This window comes from Ancylobacter sp. WKF20 (assembly GCF_029760895.1).
In the GTDB taxonomy this organism is placed as follows: domain Bacteria; phylum Pseudomonadota; class Alphaproteobacteria; order Rhizobiales; family Xanthobacteraceae; genus Ancylobacter.
Window position 1 is genome coordinate 847257 of record NZ_CP121679.1, and the last position, 25608, is coordinate 872864.

The 25608-nt window shown below is 67.6% G+C and carries 1 protein-coding gene; it reads left to right on the top strand.

The window, feature by feature from the left end; translation table 11 throughout:
* The first annotated feature begins 190 nt into the window (after positions 1 to 190).
* Positions 191 to 25549 carry an LEPR-XLL domain-containing protein gene (locus AncyloWKF20_RS03950; RefSeq protein ID WP_279316616.1) on the top strand — a complete coding sequence of 8453 codons (25359 nt, stop codon included), beginning with the start codon at positions 191 to 193 and terminating at the stop codon, positions 25547 to 25549.
* Positions 25550 to 25608: the final 59 nt, after the last annotated feature.

Here is a 25608-nt window from a genome sequence, read left to right on the forward strand (position 1 = left end):
TGTAGCTTAGCATTTCTGCGCCATCTGGATTGCCGGTCGGCATGGGGCGGTACGCTGTGGGGGCTGCCGTCCTGCGGGTTTGACCCGGGCGTTGGGGGACGTGTTGGCGGGTGCAGATGGGAAGGCGCGTTCGCAGGAGCGCGCGCGGGAACTTTATCGCTGGTTGCGCTCCACCGCGTCGCGCGCTGTCATGGCGCCGCGCGAACGTCGTTCCGCCCTGCGTCTCGAGGCACTGGAACCCCGCCTTCTGCTGAGCGCCTCGCCGCTCACCATTGATCTTGCCACGGTCGGCGTGGACGTCGAGCCGCGCTCCGTTTTGCTGCGGGTGGTGGAGACCGCGGACGCCCAGCGGACCCACAAGCTACAGGTTGTGAACACCCGTAACGACCAGACGGTCTCTGAACTTGACCTGTCGACGGTGCTCAGCGTGAAGCTGGTCGGCACCGCTGGCAATGACACAGTGACCATCGGCGCCGGCTTCCCGACCACGACCCAGGTGCTGTTCTCCGGCACGGCGGGCGACGACAAGCTGATTTTTGCGGCGGGCAACAACGAGGTCATCGACGAGCTGACCGTGCGGCGCGTTGCCGTGAGTTCCGGCATCATTGCGGCGGACGGCTTCAACTCGGTGCTGTTCGACAAGGTCGGCACCGTCGAGATCACCTCCGAAGTCAATCACCTGACGCTGTGGGATGATCGTGCCGCGGCAAATGATCTGGTGCTTGGCGATGCCGGTGTCGCCGCTGAAGATGGTCGCCTCGTTTTCGCCGACGCTGGCGCCGTCGCCGGGCAGGGAATCGTCTTCCAGTCGCCGCGCCAGTCGCTCTCCGTGTCGGGCTCGCGCACGCTCTTCGCGGGCGACGACATCACCATCCGTACGCTCGATCCGGACTTCGCCGCCGATCTCGATGTAACGACCTCGCGGGGCTATGCCCCTTTCGCCGATGAGCCGGAAGAGGACGCGGGGCTGAACGCCGCGGACAGCTCCTTCTTCGGAAGTCTCATCGGCGCGGTGGCGCCCAGCGTGCCGGACGAGCAGCTGTTCGCCTATCTGACCAATGCCGGTTCGATCACGCTGGAGGGGCGGGTCGCGACCGGTGGCGGGACCGTCACTCTGGTCGCGGATGCGCTGACCATTGCGGAGACCGGGCGTATCGACACCTCCGTGTCGGGCGAGGAATCCGGTGCGATCGAATTGGGCGCGCGCAGTCTCTCCATCGCCTCCGGCGCCGAGCTTCTGGCGGGGGCGGCGGGTGCGGGGGGCGAGGCCGGGGATGTCACCATCAAGGTCGAGGCGCGGGAATCGCTCGCCAAGGCGGTGCTGGGTGCGCTGGTTCCCTTCAGCTTCGACCGGCAGGCGGCGGCCATCACTATCGGCAAGGCGACACTGACGGGCGCAAATGTCGAGATTTCCGCCACCTCTATTTCCGGCACGCTCGACGATGTCGATCTGGGCGTCGCCCTGCCGGCATTGCCGACTTTTCTAAAGGATGCGCTGGCCGAGAAGCTCGCCAGCATCCCCGGCCGGTCGGTAGCCGACTCCGCCCTGTCCAATCTCGGCGCGGCGGTATTCTTCAAAGGTGCCGACGCCACGATCACGCTCACCGACGCGTCGATCCATGCCGCGGGCAATGTCGCCATCGAGTCCGGCGCAAATATCTCGCTGCGGCCGGATGTGGCGGTGGAGCCGGGCGAGGACGCCACCTCCATCGGCGCGCAGATCGCCGTGGGAATCGGCAGCGCCGCCAGCAAGGTGGGCGTGGAACTGCTGGGCACGACCACCCTCGAGGCCGGCGACGACGTGCTGATCAAGGCCGGCGCCGAGCTGGAGATCGAGGGCAAGGTCGAGATTGCCGCCAAGAGCACGGAAAACGCCGGAGGCGCCAGCGCCGGCAACGCAAAGTCGCTGGCCGTCATCATAGGCATGCTCGATCTCGACGCCCATGTGACGGTGGCGTCGGGTGCCTCCATCTCCAGCCTCGGCGACGTCAATTTTGTCGCCGAGGGCAACCTTAAGATGAAGGCCGAGTCGGCCAGCAAGACGGTTGGCGATGCCAAGGGGGCCGTGGCGCTCTCGCTTGCCTTCTCCAGCGCCGATGTCGAGACGCGGATCGACGGCCGGGTCACAGCCCGCGGGAGCGTTCAGGAAGGCTCGCCCGATGATGAGGCGGAAAGCCCGGAGGCGTTCGACGGCGATGACACCGAGGTCGTGGACCTCGATGAGGACAGCTTCAGCATTGCCGAGCACGGCTTCGTGCAGGGGCAGAAGGTCTATTACAAGGCTGAGGCTTCCCCGGTGCTGGGCACGCCCGTCGCGGGCAGCGCCATTGGCGGGCTGGAGGATGGCGGCGTCTATTACGTCATCAAGACCGACGACGACACGTTCCAGCTCGCCGAGAAGCCGTCCATCGATCTGGGGACGGACGGGCTCGATCCGGAATCCACCCACAGCTTTCAGATTCCACAGGCGGCCAGCGGCAGCCTGAACGCTCTATCCGGCGCGACGATCCGCATCGATGGGCATGGCTTCGAGACGGGAGACCGCATCACCTATCAGGCGCCGGCCGGCGAAACGGCGATCGGTGGGCTGACGGACGGGGCGAGCTACATCGTCGAGGTTCTCGACGCGTCGACCTTCCAGCTCAAGGCGACATCCGGGGGGCCGGCCATCGCGGTGGCGCAGGGGGGAGCGCTTGGGCGGCACCTGTTCCAGCGCGCGGCGGAAGGCACGCGCGCGGCGCATGAGGCCGGGTTGACGCTGATGCGGCTCAACGACGTCGCCAACACCATCACGCTGCGCAATCACGGTTTTTCGACAGATCCGGCGGCGCCGACCACCGTGCATTACGCGCTGGACGGGGCGGACGACAGCGAGGCCCTGGCCGGGCTCAGCACCAGCGCCACCTATGCGGTGCGCGTCATCGACGCCGACACGTTCCAGCTTCTCGACGCCAGCACCGGCGCGGTGATCGACCTTGGCGCCGCGCCGTCCGGTGGCACGCATATGTTCGCCTTCCTCGGCGGCGGTGTCGCGATCAACGCGGCCAGTGCGGTGGACGATGATACCGATCTCGTCACCGCCACCGCGCACGGCTTCGTGGATGGACAGCAGGTCGTCTACCGCGTCGACCCGACCCGCACCCGCAGCGTCGAGCAGACCGTGCAGGATGGGAAGGGTACACTTGCGACCGAGACGGTGACGCTGGCGGATCGCGCGATCTCGGGGCTGCGTGACAACGCCACCTATTATGTCGTCGTCATCGATGCCGATCATTTCCGCCTTGTGGAGGAGGCAAGCGACGTCGAGGGCGCGCACGCCATCGATCTCACCAGTCTGGGCTCGGGCGACAAGCACAGCCTGTCGCCCAACGACCTCACCACCGGCGTCGGCGTCCATGCGGTGCTGAATGTCGAGCTGGAGAACGCCGCCGAGACCGAGACGGGCGCGGAGGAGGAAGAAGAGGACGACGGCGAGGAACGCGGCGACGTTGCGGGCGCCGGCGGTGACGCGCAGGATTATCTCGACGCGCTGCTTGGGGGCGCCACGGCGGATGACGCGCTACCCGACGCAGAGACCTCCGGCGAGGATGGCGACCCCGCCAAGGCCGGCGGCAAGGCCGAGGTGAAGGACGGCACGGAAGACGAGAGCGCTGCCACCAAGGAAGCGCCGAAGGCCGGCGCCAATGGCGGGCTCAGCATCGGCGGCACGGTTGCCTTCTCCTTCACCAATCACAAAGTGTCGGCGCTGGTCGGCACCGATCCTCTGGCGCGCACCGTCATCACCTCCGGCGCCGATGTCGATGTGAAGGCGGCGATCGAGCAGAAGTCGATCCTGGCCGCCAAGAGCTTCACCGTGAAGCCCGAGGACGGCGGATCCGCGTCTGACAAGGCGGTGGCGCTCGCGGTGACGGTCGGGGTCTACGGCAATGACACCAAGGCGGTGATTGGCGGCAGCGCCGATGTCGATGCGGTGGATACGGTGACGGTCGAGGCGACCACGCAGTATCCGTTCCTCGCCAGCCTTGAGGATGTGATCGGCGAGAGCCCGTCCGATTTCTTCGACAAGCAGCTCGAAGCCTTCAACGAAGACCCGGAGGATGCGCGCGAGACGTTAATGGACGGCACGCTGGGCTTCTCCCAGCTGGTCAATAACTGGTCGGTTGCCCTCGCCAACACCGGCGCGGCCGGCTCCATCGGCGTGTCGGGGTCCATCACCACACTGGTCTATGACGACAGCGCCAAGGCGCAGATCCTCAGCGGCGCGCGCATCAATCAGCGTTCCGACGACCTGTTCGGTCAGCCCTGGAGCCCGTCCGACGAGCAGAGCGTCGCGGTCAACGCGCTCGTGCTGCACGAGACGGTGGACATTGCCGGCTTCGGCAACTGGTCACTGGGCGAGGAGCTTTCCGACACCATCCGCAAGGAAGGTCTGGCGGAAGCAGCGAAGGGCGGCAGCCTGGTTGATTTCTTCAACCGTTCCGGCGGCTCGGGCGCCGGCGGCTCGCTCGGGGTGGCGGTCTATCTCTCCGACAGCGTCGCCCGCATCGAGGGCGATGTGCGCGTCGCCATCGGCGAGGAAGGCGCGCTCGACGTTACCGCCACGGAGACGCTGACGCGGGTCGCGCTCTCCCAGGCTGGTGCGCTGACGGGCGACGATGCCAGCTATGCCATCGCCGGCTCTGGCATCGTCACGGTCGTGCGCTCGCGCGTGGATGCCGGGATTGTCGCGACCGCTACCGCGGCGCCGACCATCACCGGCGGCGGAGCGGTCACGGTCGAGGCCGTGAATGACGGTTACATGTTCAACCTGGCCGGCGCCTTCGTCTGGGGCGGGTCGAACACGACCAGCGTGGGCGTCGCCTTCGGCGTGTTCAATGTCGACCGCGACGTGACCGCCTTCATCGGCGCCGATTCGCGTGGCGATATCCGGTCCACGCCGACGGCGGCGATCCGTATCGAGGCGTCTGAGGTGACCGTTTCCGCCAAGGCGACGGGAACGGCCGTCAACATCATCGCGGCCGGCGCGCTGAGCGGGCCAAGCGGGGATGGCGACGCGGAGTCGGCGCCGGAACTGGAATCGGACGCGACGCAGGAATCCGATCTGACCGGCGATCTCAAGCCCTCATCATCCATGGCGGGCGGCGGCGGCAACAGCGGCGGCGCGTCGCAGGTGGCCTCGCTCGATGCGTCAAAATCGGCGCCCTCCTCGCGCAGCGGCATCGGCCTTGCCGGCGCGGCGATGGTGTGGGTCGGCAACGACACGGTACGCTCTTATGTGAACGCCACCGGCGCCATCACCGCCTCCGACATGACGGTGGAGGCGGTGAACCAGGCGGACCTGTTCAACCTCATCGGCGGCGCCACCGTTGCCTATGGCGGGCAGGGCGGCCATGCGATAGGCGGCGCGTTCTCCGTCACGGTGAATTCCTCCATTACCGAATCCTTCGTCGCCAACCGCCTGAGCGGCCCGACGCCGAGCAACGCGCTGCTGATCACCCTCGCTGGGGCCGCGACCGCGGGCGCGGTGGCCGGCACGCGGCCGGGCAAGTTGTCGGTGAAAGCCACGCAGGCGGGCGAGATCGACACCTTCACCGTCGGCATCGGCGTCACCACGAATGCGTCGAAGCGCGGCTTTGGCGGCTCGGTCGCGGCCACCCACATCACCAGCAAGACGACGGCGACGCTGGACGGCGTGAACGTCGAGCGCGGCGAGGACGGGGCGGCGACCCCCGCCACCATGAGCGCGGCCGATGTCGCGGTGGAGGCCCGCAACGCGCTGGACATCTTCTCCATTGGCGGCGGTGTTGGGATCGGCGTGTCCGGAGCCGGCGTGGGCGGTTCGGTCGCCCTCAACATGCTGGTGTCCAGCACCAAGGCGGAAGCTCTCGGCACGACGCGCCGGGCCGATCTCGATCTCGGCACGGGCAACCTGGCCGTGAGCGCGGCCAATGAGCAGGAGATCGAGGCCTATGCCATCGGCGCGGGCGGCGGCGGCGGCTCCGGTGCCTCGGTCGGCTTCACCCTGGCGGCGAACCTCATCACCACCGATGGCGATGTGTTCGAGCGCGACAAGGGCGGGCAGACCGCTGCGACGCTGAAGAACGCCACGGTGACGGCCGGGTCTGTCGCCGTCGAGGCTACGGACAATGCCGAGATCACCGCGGTGGCGGGCGCGCTCGGCCTCAGCGGCAACAGCAGCGGCATTGGCGCTGCGCTCGGCTGGAATCAGATTTCCACGCGGACCACCGCGACCATCGACAGTGCGACGCTGACCACCTCGCGCGCCGGCGTCACCGTCAGCGCGCAGTCGAACGCGAAGATCGCCTCGCTCGCGGTCGGGGCGGCCCTCAGCGGGAAAACAGCGGTCGGTGCCTCACTCTCGGTGAACGGCGTCCTCAACTCGGTCTCCGCCGAGATCACCGGGCTTACCTTCATCGAGGCATTGGGCTCCGGCTCCACTGGCGGCGATGTCGAGGTGAGCGCGCAGGACGATTCCTCTATCCGCTCGCTCACCGGCTCGCTGGCGCTATCCGGCGGGACGGCGGTCGGTGCCGGCATCGGCGTGAACTACATCGTCAACGACGTCACCAGCCGTATCGCGGTCGCCGGGACCAGCAGCTATGACGGGCAGAGCGAAAAGGCGTTCGTCCGCACCGATGGCGATATCCGCGTCACCGCGCGGGAGGCGGCGACCGTCAAGACCCTGACGGCGGGCGCCGCCGGCGGGGCGCAGACCGCGCTCGGTGGCTCGGTTTCGGTCAATGTCGTCGACAATGACGTGCTGGCCGCCATTGACGGTGCCTCGCAGGTCGATGCCGGCAATAATGTGCAGGTACTGGCCGAGAACGGGGCGACCATCATCGCCGGCGCCGGCCAGATCGCGCTGGCCGGTACAACCGCGCTGGGTCTGTCCGCGACCGTTCTCGTCGCTAGCACGACGACCACGGCGCGGATTTCCTCTGGCGCCACGGTCAATGCCAGCGCGCGCCGGTCCAAGACCTTCACCGATCTCGAGGGCGCCGCGCGGCAGGGTGTGGGGGTGGAAGCCCGCTCGAACCTGCCACTGCTCATCATCGCCGCGGCCGGTTCCGGCGGTGGCAGCACGGCGCTCGCGGGCGCGGCGAGCGTCACCACGGTCGACGACACGGTCACGGCGACCATTGGTGCGGCCGATGGTACGGGTGGCCAGGTCACCTCCGCGGGCGATGTGGTGGTCAAGGCGCGGGGTGACCTTGAGCTGACCGGTGTCGCCGGCTCGCTCACCCTCGGCGGCTCGGCGGCGATCGGCGCGGGCGTCGATGTCGGCGTCCTCTCCCGCACGGTGGAAGCCTCCATCGCCGCGAAGGCGAATGTCGAGGCCCAGCGCGATGTCGTCGTCACCGCCGACAGCAGCGCGTCCAATCTCGGCGTCTCCGCGGCAGGCAGCCTCGGCGGGTCGGCCGCCGGGGCTCTCACGGCGGGCGTCTCGGTGGCGGATTTCACCACGCGCGCCTTTATCGGCGACGATGCCACGGTCCATGCCCGCGGCAATGTGGTGGTCGAGGCCGATTCCGACGTCGTTCTTACCGCCGTCTCGGCCAATCTAACGGTCGGCGGGTCGGCGGCGGCAGGTATTCCGCTCGCCATCGGTGTGCTGGACGTCACCACGCAAGCCTATGTCGGCGCCCGCGCCAAGGTTAGCGCGCTGGGCGAAGGAATGGCCGCTTCTGTGAAGGATGGCACCTTCGGGCAGGTGAGCGACACGAGTCCCGAGAACTCCGACCAGTCCGACCTGCCGCTGATCGTCAATTTCGACGACGCGGACGTGATCGGCTCGGCCATCACGGTCGCCGGCCATGGCTATAAGACCGGGCAGGAGGTCACCTATCTCGCCAATGGCGTCGCGCTGGGCGGGCTCACGGATGGCGCGCGCTATTATGTCGGGCGCATCGACGACGACAGCTTCGCGCTCTACCGCTCAGCAGCGGCCGCGGCGAGCGGACAGGCCGCGGACCGCGTGTCGGTGACCGATGCCGATAGCAGCACTCTGGGACGCCACAGCCTGGTCCCGACGCTCAGCCTGCGCGCGCCGGAGATCGACAATGATTCCTTCGATGAGGATCTCGACGACAGCAGTCATACCGGGGCGCTGACCTCGACGCGCAAGGGTCTCTCGGTCACGGCGGTCAGCACCAACCGCTTCCTCGGCATCGGGGCGGGCGCGGCACTTGCCGGGTCGGCCGCGGGGACGATCGCTGGCAGCGTGGCGGTGCACGACATCGCCACGAAGGCCGAAATCCGCGAGGGCGCCCGCATCAATGAGGGTGCGACGCCCTTTAACGAGGCGGGCGTTTTCGTCGCGGCCGGGCGCAGCTATGAAGCGTTGAGCATCGGCGGCGGCCTTGCCGGCTCCGGTACGGTCGCGGGCGCGCTGGCAGCGAGCGGCATCATTCTCTCCGGCGATACCATCGCCCAGATCAAAGGCACGCAGGCCGCGACGACGTTGGTGAATGCCGGTGGCGACGTCACCGTGCGGGCGCAGGCCGAGGCCGATCTCATTCTTGTCGGTGCGGGTGTAGGCGTGGCCGGCAAGGTCGCGCTGGCTGGCAGCTTCACTATCACCGACATTCACACGAACACGAAGGCGCTCATCGATGGCGGCGTGACCGTCACAGCCGGCGCCGATGTCGATGTCACAGCGACGGATACGACCGACATCATCCAGGTGGCGGGGTCGGTTGGCGTTGCCGGTTTGGGCGGCGGTGCCGGCGCGGTGGACTACATCTCGGTCGAGAAGACCACGAAGGCGCTGATCGGCGACGGGGCCACCGTCACGGCGACGAACGGCAGGGTCACGGTCGGCGCCAGCTCGGCCGAGAATACGACCACGGTCGCGGCCAGCCTCGGCGGCGGCCTCATCGCCGGTATCGGTGGCGCGGTCATCTATATCGCCCTCGACTCCGACACCACGGCCGCCATCGGCGAGAATGCCAGCCGTGCGCCGGTGGTCGACGCACGCGACGTGTCGGTCGCGGCCGACAACAAAGCCGATGTCACGCTCATCGCCGGCGCCGGCGGTGTTGGTATGGTCGGGGCCGGCGGATCCGTCGCTGTGGGTACGCTGCGCAACGACACCAAAGCCTCGATCGGTCCGTCGGCCCAGGTGACCGCCAGCGGGTCGGTCGCGGTGACGGCGGCGTCCGACTGGACGCTGGACACGACGGCCATGGCCGGCGGCGCCGGCCTTGGCGCCGCAGCGGGCGGCGTTGTCGTCTTCTCCATCGGCGGCAATCTCGACGACAGCTACGAAACGGACGGCAAGACCGGCAATGCACTGACGGGCGACAGCGGCAGTGTCAGCGACTCGACCAGCGGCATGCTCTCCTCGCTCCACGGCAAGCTGGGAACCGACGTCAGCGGCGGCCCGACGGAGGGCGCGACGGCGGCCGACAGGCAGGCCCGTCAGCGGCTAAGGGCCTGGGCAGCGCCGGAGGTGGAAGCCGTGGGCACGGCGGTCGATCCGGCCGGCACCAGTGCCTCGGTGCGTGATGGCGCGCTCGTCACCGTTGGCGCGAACGGCGGGACGGGCTCGCTGACGGTGCAGGCGACACAGGACGTCGATGTCACGGTGCGTGCGGGCGGCGCGGCGCTGGGTCTTGCCGGCATGGGTGTGGGCGTCGCTGTCATCTCGCTTGACGCCGATCTCGCGGCCTATGTCGGCGCGGGCGTCTCGGTCACCTCTTCCGCCGCTTCCAAGGTGAATGTGGCCGTTGCGGTCAGGCGCACGACGGAGCTCGATGTTCTTGGTTTCGCCGGCGCCGGCGGTGGTTTCGCGCTGGGTGGCGCTGTGGCGCTGATCCGCGACACCAGTTCGGTTTCCGCTTACATCGGCGTCCGGCCGGGCGACACCGGCACAGGCGCAAGCCTGACCCGCGTCGGCTCTGTGAGCGTCCGGGCGGAGAGCACGGATGTCATCGCCCAGACCGTCGCGGCTGCCACGGTGGGTGGTGTGGCGGTGGGCGTGGCGCTGCTCTCGACCACCCAGAATGTCGACGTGCTCGCCGCCATCGGCGATGGCACGCAGATCGGCGAGAACACGGACGGGGCGCGGGCGTCCTCGGTCACCGTGGATGCCGTTCGCCATACCACCCTCAAGCCGCGCGACGCGAAGGTTCTCGGCCGTGATGTGCCGATGGGCCTTGCCCTTTCGGCCGGCGGTATCAGCGCCCAGGCCGGCGCGCTGCTCATCAATGTGGGCGGCTCCACGACCGCCAGCGTCGGCGAGGACGCCGAGGTGAACACCAACGGCACCCTGAGGGTGAAGGCGGATTCCGTCGTCACCGTGCAGGAGGCGAAGGTGCTCGGTGGCCAGATCGGCTTCCTGGCGGCGGGCCTGGTGCTTGTCAACGTCTCGGCCAATCCGCGCACCAGCGTGACGGTCGGCAGGGGGGCCGCGCTGCGCGGCGGCGACGTCGCCCTACATGCGGAAGGCCGCGCGACCGTTTCCGCCGAGGGCCAGTCTGCCTCTTTTGCACTCGATTCCGGTTCGGGTCTCAGCGTCACGGTGACGGCGACGCCCGAAACCACTGTGACCGTCGAGGACGATGCCTCCATCGCCGGCACCAATATCGCCATCGGCACGGACGCCGATGTGACGCTCAATGTCACGGCGGACGGACGCAGTCTCGCCCTGCGCTCCGCCATTCTCGCCAAAGCCGTCGCGGAGAACGCACAAGTTAGTCAAACGCGGATCGGCAGCGCGACGATCACGGCGGGCACCAATCTCGATATCGTCAGTGAAGCCAGCCAGACGCTCGACGTGACGGCCTATGGCGGCAGCGGCGGCATCATCGCCGGGTCGCTGGCGAGAGCCTCGGTCAAGAATGCGAGCACGACCACGACGTCGATCGACTCCGACGCCGAGCTGAGAGCTGGAAGAAACCTGACGCTCGATTCGCGCACCGCGACCGAGATGGCGGTGGATGCCAGCACCAATTCGCTGGGTGGTGTCTCCGGTTCGTCCGCGACCGCCACCGCCGACAACAGTTCAACGACTCTCACCAGCGTCTCCGCGACGACGCTCACGGCGGGCGAGGCCCTGAACGTCCTCGCCAGCGTCACCAAGCTGCGCGTGACTTCCGATGCCGAGTCGAAGACCAGCGCCGGTGTGAGTGACACCAATGCGACGTCGACGATCGGCGGCACAGGCTCGTCCGTTGACGTGACGATTGAAGGCGCCGCCAAACTCTCGGGTCGCGCGGTGACGCTCAAGGCGGCCCAGGCCGGGATCTACGAGCGGGCGAGGGCCAATGCCGACATGTTCGGCCTTGGCGGCGACACGGACAGCAGGGCTGATCTTCTGGCCAAGATCGGCACGAATGTTACGGTCGGGCGCAATGTGGAAATCAACGCGGTGACGCTTGATGTTCTCGTCGATGCGCAGGCCGACGCGCAATTCTGGAGCAATGCCTATCGCAGTTCCGCGCTCGTTGATTTCGGCGATGCGACATGGAACCGCCAGGTCCAGTACACCCGCGCGATCGACTTCAATGGCACCGTCAAGCTCGCCGGTACTGGCGCGCCAAGCATCATCATCGATGAGAGCGGCCGGGTCGCCAAATCGGGTGTCACGGCGGATGTGACGGTGACGGACGATACCGTGACCGTCGGGGACATCAGTGCGGGGCAGGGGGGCGCGTCGCGTGCCCTGTTCCGCATCACGCCCTCCGATTGGGATGGGGGGGCCTCGAGGGCGACCATCGGCGGTGGCGACGCAAAGTTCTTCGCCGTCACCGGCTTCGAGACGCTGGGTATCACCAACAAGTCGAACAAGACGCTCCGGCTCGGCGCCATCAATGCTACCAGCATTAGTGCGTCGACAGCGAGTATCGTCGTCGAGGGTGGCACGGCGGAGGGCGCCTTCGTGACCCCCACGGTGAAGCAACCCGACACGACACCGGCCGGCAATGTGGCGATTGCCTCAAATGGCAGCGTCCAGCTGACGGGGGCGATTTCGACCACCGGCACCGTCGGGATCACCAGCAATTCCCTCAGCGGCGGCATCTATGGAGCGGGTGCCGCATCGGCCATTGATGCCGCCAGTATCTCGCTGGCCGCGGAGTACGGCGCGGTGGGCAATGCGGAGGCTGCGGTCGTCATCAAGAACGGCACGGTCACCGCGAATGCCTATAAGAGCGTGCGCATCGACGCGCTGGACGACCTTAAGGTCGTCAGCATCTCCAAGAGTTACGGAGAGGGTATTGTAACGCTGAGCGCCGGCGGCGGCATCTATGCCGCGGACACGGGAGCCGGGACAACCGCGGCCATCAGTTCCGTCAACACGCTCGAACTCAACGCGGGAACGCTCATCGGCAGCACCGATGCCGCGCTGATCGTGACAACCCACACGCTCTCGGCCGTCGCGGGCGGCCTCATCAATGTGGTGGGGACCGGCAGTCTGACCATCGGCACGGTCATCGCCCGGACCGGCGACATCACCCTCGCCACGCTGGAGCGGAGCTCGAACGGGGAGTCCATCAGCCTGACCCGCACCACGCTGGTGCAGGCAAAGGAGGGGGCGGTCACGCTGAAGGCCGCCGACAATATCACCATGGACCAGGCCGCGCAGATCGAGGCCGGTGGCGCCGCCGGCATCACGCTGCGGGGCGATGTGCCCAGCCTGAACGGCGAGAAGCAGCTTCAGACCGACGCCAACGGCACGATCCTCACCCTCGATGGCCAGCTCAAGGCGGCCAAGGTGACGATCGAGGGCGGCGCGGATGGCGACAAGATTTCCATCAGCCGCATCGAGAGCGACACGATCCTCGCCGTGAACGGGCTCGGCGGGGCCGACACGATCACGTTCAGCGCCGCTAATCCATTCCTGCTGGCCGGCAAAATCACGGTGACGGGCGGCGACGGCAGTGACAGCGTGCTGCTCGACCTGTCATCCGCCAGCACCTCGCTCGCGCTCGGGCTCACCACCGCCGGCAGCGCGACCCGCGTCACCGGCCTTGGCACCTCCGGGTGGCTCGATCTCGCGGGTGCAGCCGCAGGTGATGAGTTTGAGATCAGGACCGGCAAGGGCGAGGACCGCCTGACGGTCAGCGGGGTCGCGAGCGAGGCGCTGCTCAACCTCGGTGATGGCGACGATGCCGTTTCGGTCGACCCGACCGGCGTCTCCGGCCTGCTGCGCGTGCGCGGCGGCGCGGGAACGGATTCGCTGTTCATCGATGCATCCAACGCGACCTCCGCGCTGGTCGGCGTGCTGGAGAATGACGGGCTGCGGGTCACCGGGCTCGGCGTAGCGGCCATTGACCTTGGCACCTATAAAAATGTGGCCGGCAGCGTCGAGACGCTCGGCATCACCTTGGGGAAGGGGGCTGATCGCTTCACGGTTGAGGCCGCCTCGGCGTCGGTGACAACGACGATCACGTCCGGCACCGCCACCGCCGATGATGGTGCGGATACGATCCTCGTCGGCGATAGGAAGGCCAGCGGTGATTTCGCGGCTATTGCCTCGATGCTGACCCTCCGCGGCGGTGCCGACGACGCGGTGTCGTTCTCCCTGAAGGCCGACGCCATCGCCAATATCGCCTTTACCCTTGGCACCGATATGTCGGGCCGGGCCAGCGCGACCTACAAGGCCGATGGCAAGACCGCGACGTTGGCAAGCTTCGCCGGCTTCGGCGGCACGACCAGCGTGGAGCTTGGCGCCGGCGACGACACGGTGATGCTCACCGGCCCATCGGGGGCCGTCAGTATCGACACCGGCGGCGGCAACGACACGGTGACGGTCAGCCAGATCCGTCAGGCCGTTACCGCCAAGCTCGGCGCCGGCAAGGACGTGCTGGTGATCGGCGAGGCCGTTGCCAGCATTGTGGTCGATGGTGGCGAGGGCCATGAGGACGCGGTGCGGCTCGACCGTTCCGCTGCGACCGATACGCTGTCGGTCGACATTCACGACGAAGCCGGCGGTGTTGCCTTTGACGGTCTGCTGACCGGCGCGTTCACCTCGTCCGGCATCGAGGGCATCGATGTCGCGCTCGGCTCGGGCAATGACCGCGTCATCGTCAACACGACAGCGGTGGCGCAGGGCGCGCTCAAGATCACGGTGAGCGCCGGCGGCGGCAATGATGAGGTGCGGGCCATCAGCGTCGGCGGCGACGTGTTCATCGATGGCGAGGAAGGCAGCGATACACTCGCCGTCGTCATCCCGCCCACGATCGATACGAGCATCACCAATCGCTTCGCCAAGCTCTCCAAGGTGGTTGAACGCTTCGTCGCCGACGACAGCGCGAGCGGCGCGGCGCGCGACTGGGCCTATAATGGCGGTATTCTCAAGCAGGACGGCATTGTCGTGCTCGATGCCGACGGTGCCGACGAATTCGTGCTCAAGGCGGGAACTTCGAGCAGCGACCGGCTGACCGTCACCTCCGGCAGCGGTGGCGACGTCACCGGTGTGATCAATGGCGACCTTGTGCTGATGTCGGCCGATCCCAGCATTGTCAGCCAGACCGATCCGCGGACGGATTTCGACCGCCTATCGGCCATTCTCGGCGTCATTTCCTTCGACGGGACGATGGGTACCCGCTTCTACAGCGAGGATGGGTTCAACTTTACCATTGCCGCCGCCAATCCTGCCGGCAATCTCGCCCTGCAGGACCATGGCGGGCGCGTGCTGACCTCGACAGCCGGCACGACGGTGACGATGAAGACTTCGGCCACCGGCGGCGTGTTCAGCCTACAGGGGCTGACACTGCGTCTTGCTGAGGGCGCGAGCGGAACGGTGACCATCACTGGTACGACGCTCTCCGGCCAGACCGTGGCGAAGAGCTACACTGTCGACATGGCGGGCACGCCCCTGGTGTTCGGGGATGATTTCGCCGCGCTGACGCAGGTGAGCTGGAAGCTTGACGGGACGGGCAGCCTTTATGTCGACGACGTCAAGGCGCGCAGCCTGTTCGAGCGCGACAGTGTCGTCAAGTCGCTCAGCAATACGGTGTCTGCCACGGTGGTCCAGTTCGGCACGAGCGATGCCTCGACCCTGACCATCGACACGAGTGGCGCCACGCCGTCCATCAGCGGCTCCTGGTCGCGCCCGCACAGCTCTCTCGCGATCTGGGCCGTCGATGACGTCACCGGTGTCGCCACGCTCACGATTCACGGCAATCTCAAGATCACCGACAAAACCACAGTGAAGGTGATCGGCACGCGGGCGCTGGCGCTGAACGTGCTGGGCGACGTCGAGATCGGCGCCAATGTCATCTTCCAGTCCAATGGCGGCAATGCCTCTGAAGGCGCCGATGGCGCGCTCGACGCGGCGGGGACAGCCGGTGCGGGCGGCGGCGGCGGCGGGGCCACGAGCGCAGCCGGCACCGGCGGCACGGCGGGCACGGCCGGTGATGGGGGCGATGGCGGCCGGGGCGGAGCCGGCTCCCGGGCCGAGCGGCGCACCGCGAATGTCGATCCTCAATACGCTCCTTGGGGTCATTATCACGGCGAATGGGGCTTCGCGGGTGAGGATGGCACAGCGGCCGGGGCGAGCACCTCCGGTACAGCCGGCGGTGCCGGCGGGTCGGGCGGTCATGCGATGGCGGGCGGTTCGGCGGGCGGCAGCGCCTCGACGGTGGCCCAGGGCGGCGCGGCGGGTGCGGCGGGCGCGGGTGGCGATGGCGGCGGGGTCCTTGTCGACGGCGCGCTGACCGGGGGCCGGGGCGGCGGCTACTCCGATTCAGACGAGCGGAAACCTGAAATCATTGCCAGCAAGGAAGCCTACAAGGGCAAGACCTCGGATGCGCTAACCGGCGCCAGCATTGATGGCCTTGCCGGCGCGGCGGGCGCCGATGGCGCGGCTGGCAAGGGCGGCAGCAATAGCGGCACGGGTCTCGCCCTCTCGGCCGGCGGCGGTGGCGCGGCCGGCGGCTCGGGCGCGGGTGGCGGCGCCGGCGGCTCGGGGGGGGGCGGTGGCGGTGGTGCCGGCGGCGGCGGCGGCGGTTCGGAGCGTGGACCCTCCGGGCTGGGTGGCAAGGGCGGCGCCGGCGGCTCGGGCGGCGATGGCGTCGCGGGCGGCGCGGGTGGCGCCGGCGGCGCCGGTGGTGCGGGCGGCGGCGGTGGCGGTGCCTTTGCCATTATTGCCGCCGGCAAGATCGTCGCGCTGGGCGGTGGCACGCTCGAGGCGACCGGTGGCCAGGGCTCGAGCGGCAGTGCCGGCAGCGCCGGCGGGACATCCAGCTTTGGCACCAACGGGAGCGATGGCACGGCCGGCGGTTCCGGTGTGAATGTGGATTCCACGGGGGCGACCGGCGCGGCGGGCGCGGCGGGTGGCAATGGCGCGGCAGGTGGTGCGGGCGGCGACGGCGCGGGTGGTTCCGGCGGCGCGGGCGGCACGGTGCAGCTCATCGCCTCCGATATTCGCATCAACGGCATCGACGTGAAGGTGTCCGGTGGCGCGGGCGGCCTGGGTGGCGGAGACGCAGCGGCGGGCGCCAGCGGCAGCAATGGCCGCGCCATCGTGCTCGACAACACCGCCTATGCGGGCGGGCCTCATGACATCATCGGCAGCGCCAGCGTCGACACGGGCCATGCCACGGGAAGCGGCGGTGTCAATGCCATGTTCAATGGCACCGTGGAGACTGCCAACATTGTCGGCCTGCAGCACGGTGCGGGCACCGCGGGCATTCTGCTGAACGCCAGCGGCAACCTGCTGGACGGGCGCGGACTCGATTTCGATGCCGGCACGATCGGTATTCAGGCAGCCGATCCCGAGGCGCTGGTCGCGGTCATGCGCTTCGACACCATGGCACAGCTTTCCGCCCTGTCCGGCGGCGCCATCACGCTCGACCAGGATTATGCCGGCTTCGACGTGATCGTGGTGGTGAACCTCACGGGCACCGGCACCACATCCGGCATCACCTTCAACGCCCCGAAGCTCGGCATTAATGACGAGGCGGGCAAGGCGCTGACGCTTGATGGCTACCTGACCGAGACTTGGGATTCGGCCAAGCAGCAATGGGTTACCGGCCTGACGCAGGTCGACAAGCTGCTGCCGGGCCAGGTGTGGATCACGCTGGTGCGCGAGACCGATACCGGTGTCACCGCGAGCGTGGTCGCGGGTGGCACGACATTGTCGCTCGCTCCGCAGGACAGCATCATCGAAGATGGCGGGATCGCCTACATCACCATCGCGCAGGAGAAGTCGGCCGGCAGCAGCGACCTGCAAGGGCTTGACGAGGCGGTGCGCGCCACCACCACGACTGGCGCGGTGTTCTACGGCATCGACAAGTCCACCAATACGCTCGTGGTCATCGCCACGGACGGCACGGTGAAGCAGGCCTTCCGGCAGGGCGTGGAGGGACGCACCGAACTCGGCGCGCTCGGCACCATCACGGTGTCCGCCACCGAGCTGCACGTGAATGCCACCAACGCGGCTAACGAAACCGGCGTTGCGATGTTTACCCGCGCGGCCGACGGCACACTGACCTTCAATAAATTCGAGAAGGGTGCCCGCAACGCGGAGTCCCAGACGGCCACGACCAGCAGCGGGCTCTTTACCTTCACGATCACGGCCGGGATTCAATCCCCCGGGTCGTCCGGGGCGACGACGACACTGACGGTTGACAGCGCCTCGGCCTCGCTGTGGTCGGCGACGGCTTCGGGGACCGTCACGACGGTGGTCCGCGACGGCGTGATCGACACGGGGATTCCTACCCACACCGACGGTTCCTCGACGCGCCCGACCTTCGCCAGCCTGACGGACATGGCAATCACCGGCGCCTGGGTCCACATCAACGCGGTGACCAGCGAGGGCGTGGGCGGCCAGCTGCGATTCTTCCGCGACCTCTCGACCGGCGCCCTGTCCTTCGATGCGTTCATCACGTCCCGCCTGATTCCCGCCACCTCAAACGGCAGTTCAGTCGGCAGCATCAAGAGCGAGATCCGCTATGTGGCGCGACCGTCCCTGAACGGCTTCGACGTCTATCGTGGCGGCGTACTGATCCAGGAAGTGCGGCAGGGCGTGGACAATGCCCGCGGTGCGACCGACATTACCGATTTCGCGGTTGTGCCGGGCGGCAAATATGTGGTGGCTCTCAATGCCACCGGCGCGATTTCGATATTCGAGCGTGACGACACGACCGGAAAAGTCAATCCGCGGGCGATCCAGATCTTCCGCCAGGGCTCGGGCGGGGCAACTGGCCTGGTCGGCGCCAGCTCGATCATTCTGGGTGACCAGGTCGGCAATCGGCTCACGGTCTATGTGACGAGCATCGGCAATCCTTCCCAGCGCGGCGGGATCGCCACCTTCCATGTCGATTTGTCGGACGTGGTGACGCCGAAGGACTCGGTGCTGCGTCATCAGGGCGTGGACGATCTGATCGTCGAGACCGGCGGCGGTGCCGACCGCATCTCCTATATCGCCGCAGCCACCGGCGTGGCTTCCGTCACCATCAATACCGGCTCCGGCGCCGATCGGGTGGTGCTGTCCGATGTGGGCGCCCTCACCGTGGTCAATCTCGGCACCGGCGACGACACGATCTCGCTGCGCTCTGCAAATGCCGTGTCAAGCATCACGGTCAAGGGCGAGGAGGGCGACGACAGTTTCGATGTCGTCACGACGGGCACTGGTGCGCTGGCGCGTGTTTCCCTGGACGGCGGTGAAGGGGCGGACAGTTTCATTATCGGCGGCGTCGGGGCTTCCGCGTCGTTTGTTGCCTATGGCGGCGGTGGCAATGACCGTTTCACCGTCTATGCGACCGGTGTCGGCGCCATTGTCACCCTGTATGGAAACAGCGGCGCCGACCGCTTCGATCTTGTGCGCGTCGACGCTTCGCAGATCTCTGTCTACGGTGACAGCGGCTCGCAGAATGTCGGCAGCGACGGCATCGACACAGTAAACGTCACTGGTCAGGGGATGTCGAACGGCGCGACGGTTAATCTGTACGGCGATGGCGGCGCGGATGTGCTGTCCTTCGATCCCGGAAGCAGCACCCTGCTTGCCTATAACTCTGCGGGCACGCAGGTTGGATCGCTGGTGTTCGAAGACGGTCAGGTCGCGGCCACCGGCTCCGGACGAGTGATCTATTCCAGCTTCGGCACCTCGGCCCCGCCACCGACCGGCACCACCGGCCGGACCCTTCTGCCGCCGAGTATCGCCTTCGGGCCGGTGGCGGCGACGCAGGAAGGTTCCGGCATCGTGCTGAAGGTCGCGGTGAGCGACATTGGCAGCGCGGCGCTGGTCAATGGCCTCATCTCCTTCGACCTTGATGGCGACGGGCAGTATGGCGACAAATTCGCCCCGGTGGTGAACGGGCAGGCCATGCTGACGCTCAGCTGGCTCGATCTGCTCGCCATCGGCATCCTCGGCGATGGCAGCTTCACCTTCGCCGCGTTGGCGACGAATGAGGACGGACTTTCCGCCTATGCCAGCGTGCGCGTCACGGTGAACGACACCAAGCCGCAGGTCGGCGTCACGGTCGCGGCCAGCACTGTCACTTTCGGCGCCGCGGCGACCGTGCGCTTCTCCAGTACCGATATCTCCGAGGAAGACGTGCCGACCGGCTGGCGGATCGACTGGGGCGACGGCACGGTCAAGACTTATGGCGCCGGCGTGCGCGAGGCGAGCCATGTCTATGAGACGCCTGGCAGCTTCCAAGTGACGGTCGGGGTGTTCGACCAGGACAACCCGACCACGCCGACGACCGCGACGCCGGTGACGATGAGCGTCGTCATGCCCGCGCCCTCCACCACGCCGGGCGCCGGCGACACGGTCGTGCTCGCGGATGCCACCATGGTCGCGGGCGGCGCCGTGCAGCTCTCGGTGACCGCGATGGGCCTGCCGACCAGCTATGTCTGGAGCGTCAACAATGTGGTGGTGGCCGGACTGAGCGGTGCGGCGCCGACTCTGAGCTGGGAACAGGCAAAGGCGGCCGGCATCATCGCCAATGGCATCTTTGCCAACGCGATTTCGGTTGACGTGATCTACGGTTCGGGCGGCAGCGCGACCTCGATCACGCGTCAGGCGGACCTCACCGTCACCAATGCGGTGCCGACGTTTACCGCCTTCAGCCAGCTCAAAGCCGGCACCGAGGGCGCGTCGACTCCCGATACGCAGACGGTCATCGGCTTTACCGGGGCAACCGATGCGGCGCCCTACGACGCCGCGCGGCTTCGTTATGATTTTGATTTCAACGGCGATGGCACGTGGGATCTGACGGACCAGATGACGGCGACCGTGGCCATACCGGCGGCTTATGCGTTGCGCTCCGGCTCCTTCATCGTTGCCGGACGGGTGAAGGACACGAGCGGCGCTATGGCCCTTGGCTACGCGTCGGTGACCATCGCTGACATCGCCCCGACCGTGACGATTACCGACACAGGCGCGGTCAAGGAGGGCGATCCGGTCACGCTCAACCTCACCGCGACAGACCCGGGCTTCATCGACCCCACCCAATCCGTGCTCGTGGGCGACAGAATTACCGGCTGGACCATTGACTGGGGTGATGGCGCGACGGTGAGCCTTGACGCCGGCGCTAGCAAGGCCGCCACGCACAGCTATGGCGCGCAGGGCACCTACACGGTGAAGGTGACCTATTTCGACAGCGAGGGCCGGACCGATACGCTGCAGCACCGGGTGAGCGTCAGCAATGCGGCGCCGGTACTGAGCGCTGTCAACGCGCCGACGACGATTGCCGAGGGCACTCCCTTCCGCATTACCGGACTGATGGCCGATGCGGGCCTCAGGGATGCACGGAGCCTCGCGGTGAACTGGGGTGACGGCAGCAGCAGCGACTATGACTTTGCCGCCGGGACGGCGAGCTTCGACATTGCGCACGTCTATACGGCGGACTCGGCCGGAGTGCCGCGCATCGTCATTCTCACGCTGAAGGATGGCGACGGCGGCAGCGACGCCACGGCGCTGTCGGTGACCGTGACCAACGCCGCCCCGGTGGTGACGGAACTCGCCGTCTCCAGCGCGACGCTTGACCAGATGGAGGCGGTGCTCATCACCGGCCGCTACAGCGATGCCGGGTCCGGTGACCGGCATTCCATCACCATCGACCTTGGCAACGGCACCGTGCTTTCCGGCGCCGCTGTGAAGGTGAACACCGTGACCAGAACCTTCTCGGCGGTTGGGACCTTCCCGGTCGCCGGGGTCTACCAGATCAAGGCCGTCATCGCCGACACCAACGATACCAGCTCCAAGGGCGAGCGCAGCACCAGCGTGAACGTGGTGAACCCGCAGGCCTCGATCCGCAACGTGAAGGTCAATGGTGTGGATGGCACCGAGGGACGCGCCAGCGCGGCCGTGGTCAGCATCGACAAGGGTGAGGCGGTGACGGTGAGCTTCACGCTTACCGATCCAGGCAAGGAGGGCAGCTACACCGTCCAGATCGACTGGCGCGATGGCCGCGGCCCGGTGACGCTCGAGGCGACGACCTCGACCTACGACGCCGCAGAGAACCTTACCGTCAACACCTACACGGCGACGCGCGTCTTCACACGCGGCGGCGGCAATGCGGCGGACCCGACTCTCTCCGGCATCGACATTCTCATGGGCGAAGGGAGCGCCACGCCGATCCTCGCCGGCAGCATCGCCATTGCGGTGTTGAACGCCGCGCCGATCGTCAGCACGCTCACCGTGACACCGCAGGACACGCGCGAGTCCGGCTCGGTGACGGCGACGCTGGTCTTCACCGACAGTGACGTGGACGACATCCATGGCGCCGTCTTTACCTGGGGCGATGGCAGCACCACGACGCTCGATGCAAGCGCGCGGGTGCTCGAAGTCGGCGGCGGCTATTCCTTCTCCGCTACCCATACCTATGCCGACAACGCGGCGGGCGTGGCCAACTATGTCGTCTCCGCCACGGTGACGGATCAGGATTTCGGCACCGCCACCAGGACGGCACTGGCGCCGGTCGCCAATGAGGCGCCGTCCACCCTGGTCGTCGCTCTGGACGAGAGTCGGGTGGTCGAGGGTGACTATGTAACCCTGCGCGGCAGCTTCGTGGATGCCGGCCTCCTGGATACGCACAGTGTCACCATTGACTGGGGCTTCGGCACCGACGCGGTACGCTACGAGACGGTCACCCTGAACGGGGGCGAGCGCAGCTTTGTGGTGCAGCACCGCTATGGCGAGGGTCTGCGCGTCGCCAGCGGCGCGGTGCCCCTCGCGATCGCCATCAAGGTTGAAGACAAGGATGGCGGCGCGGGCGAGGCGCGCCTGGCGCCGGAGGTGGCGAGCGAACCGCCGAGCCTGACCGGCCTCAAGCTCGACACGCCCACGCTGGTCGAGGGCGGTTTTATCCGGCTCACCGGTCTCATCGAGGACGCCGATGTCTCGGACACGCACAGCCTCGTGATCACCTGGGGCGATGGGGCGGTGGAGACGGTGGCCATCAGCGCGGCCGACCGAGCCATAGACCTGAAACACCGCTATGCCCAGGACGCGAAGACTGCGCTCGGCTCCGATAGCTACGCGATCTCGGTGCGCGTCACCGACGCTGTCGGCAAGAACGCCACGCAGGATCTAGCGGTGGCGGTAACCAATGCCGCGCCGCAGCTTGGCTCGGTCAACCTCACCGGCATTGTCGCCGAGAACGGCACAGTCACGCTCACCGGCAAGGTGACCGATGCCGGCCGGCTTGATGTGCTCAGCCTCGTCCTCCTCTGGGGTGACGAAGCGGCGGGCGCGAGCCCGGTCACGGTCGACCTCGTGCCGGATGGCAGTTTCACCGCCTCGCATCGCTATCTCGACGATGCCCGCTCGGCTGGCCTTGAGGCGGACAGCTACACGGTGACGCTGAGCGCCGGCGACGGCGTGACCCAGACCGTGACCACCCGCGCAGTGACCGTCACCAATGTCGCGCCGGTTCTTAACGATGTCGCGGTCACCTCCACCATCGACGAGAACGGCACTGTCACCTTGACCGGCACCGTGACCGATGTCGGCACGCTCGACGGCCATGTGCTGACGATCCTGTGGGGCGACGAGGCCGAGGGGGGCGTGGGTCAGAGCGTGACGGTGGGTGCCGACGGCACCTTCCGCGTGACGCATCGCTACCTCGACGATGCCTTGTCCGCCGGTAGCAAGGTCGACAGCTACACCGTCGCCCTCCGCGTGACGGACGAGGCGGGCGACGATGCGACCGCCTCGCGCAGCGTCGTGGTGGTCAACACCGCCCCGAAGCTCACCGACATCGCGATCACCAGCGCAGTGGACGAGGGCGGGTTGGCCCGCTTGACAGGCGTGATCGTCGACGAGGGCTCGCTGGATACCCATGTACTGACCGTCGACTGGGGCGACGGCACGGTGCGCGACTACAGCTTCACCGCTGGCCGCGCCATCGATCTGACCCATGCCTACGCCGATGATGGCCGCAGCTTCGGCAATCTCACCGACAGCTACACGGTGAAAGTGGCGGTGAAGGACAATCGCGATGCTAGCTCGGCGGTTTCCGAGGCCAGCGTGCGGGTCGACAATGTGGCGCCGGAGTTCCACCAGGTCACCGTGACCTCGGCAATCGACGAGAACGGCATCGTCACGCTCACCGGGCGGATCAGCGATGTCGGCGTCAATGACAGCCATCTGCTGACCGTGTTCTGGGGCGACGAGACCCTTGGGGCGACGCCGGAAATCGTCACGCTCACGGTGGATGGCAGCTTCACCGTCACGCACCGCTATCTCGATGATGGCCGCTCCTTCGGACTGGCGACGGACAGCTATGCGGTCAGCCTCACGCTCACCGACAATGCGGGCGCAAGCGTCGGGGCCGGGGCTGCCGTGCAGGTCTCCAACGTCGCGCCGGAACTGTCGGACATCATCCTGACGCCGGAAATCGACGAGGACGGCACGGTGACGCTGAGCGGACGGGTCAGCGATGTCGGCTCGCTGGACAGCCATGTCATCACCGTGCTGTGGGGCGATGAGTCCCTGGGCGAGATGGGTGAGGTGGTTACGCTCGCGGCGGATGGCACCTTCACTGCCGCTCATCGCTATCTCGACGATGCCCGCTCCTTCGGCCTTGAGGCTGACAGCTACACGGTTCGCATCACGGCGGTGGACGACGCCATTGGCGATAACGTGGCGCGGGAGGATGTTGAGACGGCGCAGGTTCTCGTGCGCAACGTCGCACCGAGCCTCCCGACGGTCGCGGCGACGGCTGAGATCGACGAGAACGGCATTGTCACTCTCACTGGGACAGTGGCGGATATTGGCAGCCGCGACACGCATGAGGTCGTCGTCGACTGGGGTGACGGCGAGGCTTCGCTGGTAACGGTTGACCCGCTCACCCGCAGCTTCAGCGTCGAGCACCGTTATCTGCAGGACGCACCGACGGCCCTCGGCACGGAGCGCTACACCATCGCCGTCACCTTGGCCGACAATGCCGGCGCCACAGCGACGGCCGTGCTGGAGACGACGGTCAACAATGTGGCGCCGGTGCTGGCCGATATTGCCTTCGTCCGGCGCGGGGCGATCCTGCCGGGCGCGGTCGATCTGAGCGGGCGCGTCACCGATGTCGGCCTCAAGGACATTCATCAGGTGAGCATCGACTGGGGCGACGGGCGGTCGAGCACGGTCGCGGTCGATCCGGTGACCGGCACCTTCGATGTCCGGCACTTCTTCGGCCGCAGCGGCGCCTTCAACGTAACCATCACCGCCATGGACGATGCTGGCGATGTTTCGGAAGCGCTGTCCATCGTCATGACGGTCACCGTGCCCGATCTGACCGCCACGCTGGAGCCGAATATCGACGGGGCGCCGGCCGGCTCCACCGGAACGGATGAAGGCGCGGCGGCACCGGGCGAAGATGGTCCTGGCGACGACGGGACCGATACCGGCGTCCAGTTCGGTACCCCGCCGAGCTTCGGCTTCTTTGGGCGTGACGGCGCCGAGGACGGGGCCGATCCGGAAGGTGACGGGCAGACGATCCGCTTCAATCTGGAAACCCCGAGCGGCGGGCGGTCTCCCTCGCAATTCGGTGGGGCGGGCCCGACGATCGAGCCCGGTTCTGGGGCGCCCGCATCCACGGGTGGGAGCAGCGGATCGGGCCAACCGGACGAGACTCCGGCGGGCAATCAGGGCCAGCTTCGCGAGGAGGGTGTGCCCGCTACTCAGGGACAGTTCCCCCCGGAGGGCGATCCCGCCTCGCGCGGCGCCGCGCTGCCCCCGCCGACACGTCTCGCGCTGGCCTCGGCATCCGGCATTGTCTTGCCGGAACTCGCGGTCATGCACCCCTTCGCCAGCGCCGCAACGCTGGCGCCGAGCCTGGAGGCGGTCATCGCGCTGCGTCCGGCAGTGGCGCCGCATGGCGAGGCTCCGGGGATGGACGCGGATTACCGCGACAGGCGCGACGCGGAACCGTTCGTCGGGGGCGCCTCGCTTGCCGCCGGAGGGCTGTTCGCGCTCACCGCCGACCGAGCCTCGGCGCGTCACCGCCGCAAGCGGGCGCAGGCCCTGCGTGAGGCGCTCGGCCTGCCCGTGAATGATGCGTGGGAAGTTCCCCATCCCTCCGCCGCGCCATTGGCGGGTTGGGGCGAGAGGGTAGATGTTTCACAGGATTGGCGCTGATTGAGGTAATTTAATACCTCGATCGAATGCCTGTCCCCGGCCTTACGGTTCTCAAGAAA